General features: G+C 42.4%; 2 protein-coding genes and 3 pseudogenes. 1 reads left to right on the plus strand and 4 read right to left on the minus strand.

Annotated elements, in window-relative coordinates; all coding sequences use genetic code 11:
- Nucleotides 1–888: 888 nt before the first annotated feature.
- The gene (locus tag E0D98_RS22495) at nt 889–1,626 is read right to left on the minus strand and encodes an AraC family transcriptional regulator (protein WP_000634448.1); all 738 of its coding nucleotides are present in this window, start codon (nt 1,624–1,626) and stop codon (nt 889–891) included.
- Nucleotides 1,627–1,847: 221 nt separating this feature from the next.
- Nucleotides 1,848–1,989, minus strand: a pseudogene (locus E0D98_RS28070) (IS481 family transposase); the annotation flags it as partial.
- A 522-nt stretch (nt 1,990–2,511) separates the two neighbouring features.
- Between E0D98_RS28070 and E0D98_RS28075 the strand changes: the two are divergent.
- Complete coding sequence (locus E0D98_RS28075) at nt 2,512–2,700, plus strand: DUF1187 family protein (RefSeq protein WP_000520190.1); 189 nt, start codon at nt 2,512–2,514, stop codon at nt 2,698–2,700.
- Between the two features lie 2 nt (nt 2,701–2,702).
- On the opposite strand, the pseudogene tnpB reads toward E0D98_RS28075, so the two are convergent.
- Together tnpB and E0D98_RS22510 are read right to left on the minus strand one after the other, a co-directional pair.
- Nucleotides 2,703–2,892: pseudogene (gene tnpB, locus E0D98_RS28080) on the minus strand (IS66 family insertion sequence element accessory protein TnpB); the annotation flags it as partial.
- Nucleotides 2,879–3,087 (minus strand): annotated as a pseudogene (locus tag E0D98_RS22510) (IS66 family insertion sequence element accessory protein TnpB); the annotation flags it as partial. The pseudogenes tnpB and E0D98_RS22510, both read right to left, overlap by 14 nt.
- Between the last annotated feature and the right edge of the window lie 370 nt (nt 3,088–3,457).

Below are 3,457 nucleotides of genomic sequence, written 5' to 3' on the forward strand. Positions count from 1 at the left end.
TTATATAATTATATGGTATTGAAATGTATTATCTGTCCGGAAAGAGTGAGTGCTGAATCTATTTTAAATGATATCATAAATACCTGTCCACACTTAAGATTTTCCTGCGGAAAACAAATATTAACATATTTTATGTATTTCGCATGGTGATGATTTATACACCTGCACTGAATTTTTCTGTATCTCCAGAGCTGAATCGATAAACAGAAGTGGTAATAATGAAAGTTAATCACATAAAAAAGAGGTTACCGCCTTATAATGATAAGAGTTCATTATCCATTCCATCCAGACAAAACCTGCCTGTGTATAAAAATAAGAACCATGTCACAAAAACATTGCATTCCGGCAAGTTATGACAGAATTACTGAAAACCGTTATCTGTAGTTATTGTAGTTTCTGATATATGCTCATCCACCCGGAAATACGACATGGTCCTGACTGGCGTTCAGTTCAAAGTGTAATTTATTATTCGCACACTGAGACTGTAAAACGGATGGCGTGGATGAGTACACTGTCTGAAGAGTATAAAAGGAACAGAACCGGATTGTTACCCGGGATTACTATAGTTCACCACACAACCGTAAACCTGGTTGTGTGGTGAAACAGTAACATATTAAGAATATTGTGTTACCACCTGTTTTCTCAGGAAACGGATTGCAGGAGAGGTATACTCATTCATCTTCCCGGAGTTTTGTTAATCACTGCATAAACAAACGGACCAATACATTCTTTGCTCGCATCCGTAAAAATGTCGCCACAATATCATCAGTCAGTCAACTCATTACCATCTGTTTTCCGGGGCCGTAGTTACTACAGTGCTCCGGAGTGATAAACAGAAACTGATAATGAAGCATAAGAATACTTTTATTATGCGCTGACTGACATACTTTACTTAATTGCGATTCTGCTCTCAATAAATCCGGACTGATTAATCATCATCTGATGAGGTGTTATGCCAAAATATTCTCTGAAAACGCTGATAAAATACGGTGTGCTGGCATAACCGCACCGTATTGCGATTTGATTCACTGACAGTTTACTGGAAATAAGTTGTTGGGCGTTATGCATGCGTATATCCAGCAGGATTTGGGAGAAAGAAACTTTTTCCTCCTGAAGTTTTCTTTTCAGTAAACTCTCACTCATGTACAGAGAATTACTGATATCTTTAACTCTCCATGCCCGTGATGGACTGGAACAGATAATATACCTGACTTTAAGCGCAACAGAGTTTATGCATCTGAATAGCAGAAACATGAAACCTCTGTGTGTGGAAAAAATGGAAAGGCAGGCAAAAAACATCTGCTCAGAAAATTGTTGTGGCAATGTCTTTTGCAGACTGAGATTCTGTATGACATTATGTAACAGAGCGATGTGAGAGAAGGTTGTTTTAATGAACGGAACAGAAACAGCACTATCAGAGTGCTGGATCCTGTCGGCACTTTCCATATATTTTCTGACAATGCATTCGTCAATCCGGAGCTCAGTAACATTACCGGGATGGTGCAGGAAAAAGGACCGACTGATGTTATCAGTCAACAGGACGTCATTTTTCTGAAAAAATAGCTTTATTCCGGCAATCTCTGTCTCAAACGGACGGTTAACAAGAATAACGTAACAGACAATCATCACACATACTCCCTGATTAGCATAAAAACAACGATATCAAAAGACTAGACGCTTTTTCAGGAAAAATCTTATTTGTCCGGAGATTATTCTTACGGGCCGGGCGAATGCTATCTGAATCGTACGGTTCATAGAAATAAATATTTACCGACATAGCCGGAGGGTTTTCAGATGCAATCCCTGACTCACTGCGAAATCGCATCGTATCCGATCGCGGACTCGCCGATTCTCAGAACAGGCAGTCCCTGAGAATCGCAGAACGCTAGTGCACGATCGTTGAGCACATCAGCTACGGTGACCGATGTTTTACTCGTATTATAGTTTGCAGTGTGCCACTTTCGGGGATGTAGCTACGAACGTCTGCTGGCTTCCCGATATGTCAGTAAAAAATACCCGCCGTATTACAGCAACGGCAGGTAATGGCACATCCAGAAGAGAAGTATATTATTATATCCTCATTTTTATCATGTGTGTCAGGAGAATTCAATTCGGAATAAGTTTGCATTCAGAAATGAATAATTAACATACCATTTTACATTCACACCGCACCTGAGCCTGTACATCATCATGTCTCCGGCACCAGGAGAAAATAAATATATTCAGGATATTTCGTTTTGTTCAGGATAATTAATGTCACTCTGTATGGATGAAAAAACTGACAGCAGAAGTCTCCGCTGGCGTTGACAATGTGGCAGAAGGAGGGTGTCAAGAACTCTGAAAAATAACGAGAGAGACATGTTACTCTGATATCTTTGTTGTATTCTGAGGTGCCATCGGTGCCCGTACAGAATCACCGCATGAGCCATTGCTGAGACGCTCACTTTTTTTCGCATGCTTTACCGGAGTGATGGCTCAGCCGGTAATTTTGTTGTCAGGATGAGAGGCGATATGGGGAAACGATATAAAATAACTGCGACAATAATCAAACCCGGTAATATGCCGGTTCAGTGGTTGCGTTACCAGGATTCAGAAATGACATTCGCCGAATGTGAAAAACTGTTTGCACCTGCGAAAGAGCCCGGACGGTATATTCGTGTCAGGGTGGAAGACTTCCGGTGTGAAGTAGTGAAGGCCTGACGCAGCCATACGCCATGTTTATCCCGGCGTAGAACTTTTATGCGGGAACGAGCCTTGTTGGTAAAGACAAAGGCAGCATTGTCGTGCCATGCAGCGTTAAGTTCTTTCCGGACGTACTGTGTCAGTTTTGTCGATGCCCCGGCGCATATTGACGGGTTTTACGACCAGGAATACGTTATCAGTCCTCAGTATGGCGAAAAGCCCGGAAAACATCGGTTAACTGAGAAGGCTGGCAGCACATCCGGATACCACCGGGAAGGAAGGGGGTAAGGCTCATCCGACAATGATCTGTTATCGGCCACTCCATGGGCAACAGATACTGAGGCGAGGAATGATTTCAGGCGCTCTGGTCCGTTTTTCGGCTTTTGCGGCATCCTGTGGTCGCTGATGCGCCATGAAGCAATATGATGCTTTTCTGGTCAAGCGCTCATCGCATTCCAGGGATTGTTTATTCTTTCTCCACCGAAGGTGGTTATACGAATACCGGAATGCTAATGAACGAAATATTTCTGTGAAGATGGTAGAACAGAGATGTGACGCCATCGCTGTCATACGGGAATGGGTATATATCAGGATTTTTATAACCATCAGCACCCTCCCTCACGGCAGGGGAATACCACTCCGGTAGCATTCAGGAAAAGTATCATCGGATGAATGCTTAAAAAAAGAACAAATGACTGTATCCGCTATTGCCAGTACACCTCAGACTTCGATGCTAGTCCGTGAACGAATAGAGTGGAATACGTAGTCATACTAC

The sequence above is a fragment of the Escherichia sp. KCJ4928 genome (assembly GCF_004352695.1).
GTDB lineage: Bacteria > Pseudomonadota > Gammaproteobacteria > Enterobacterales > Enterobacteriaceae > ECMA0423.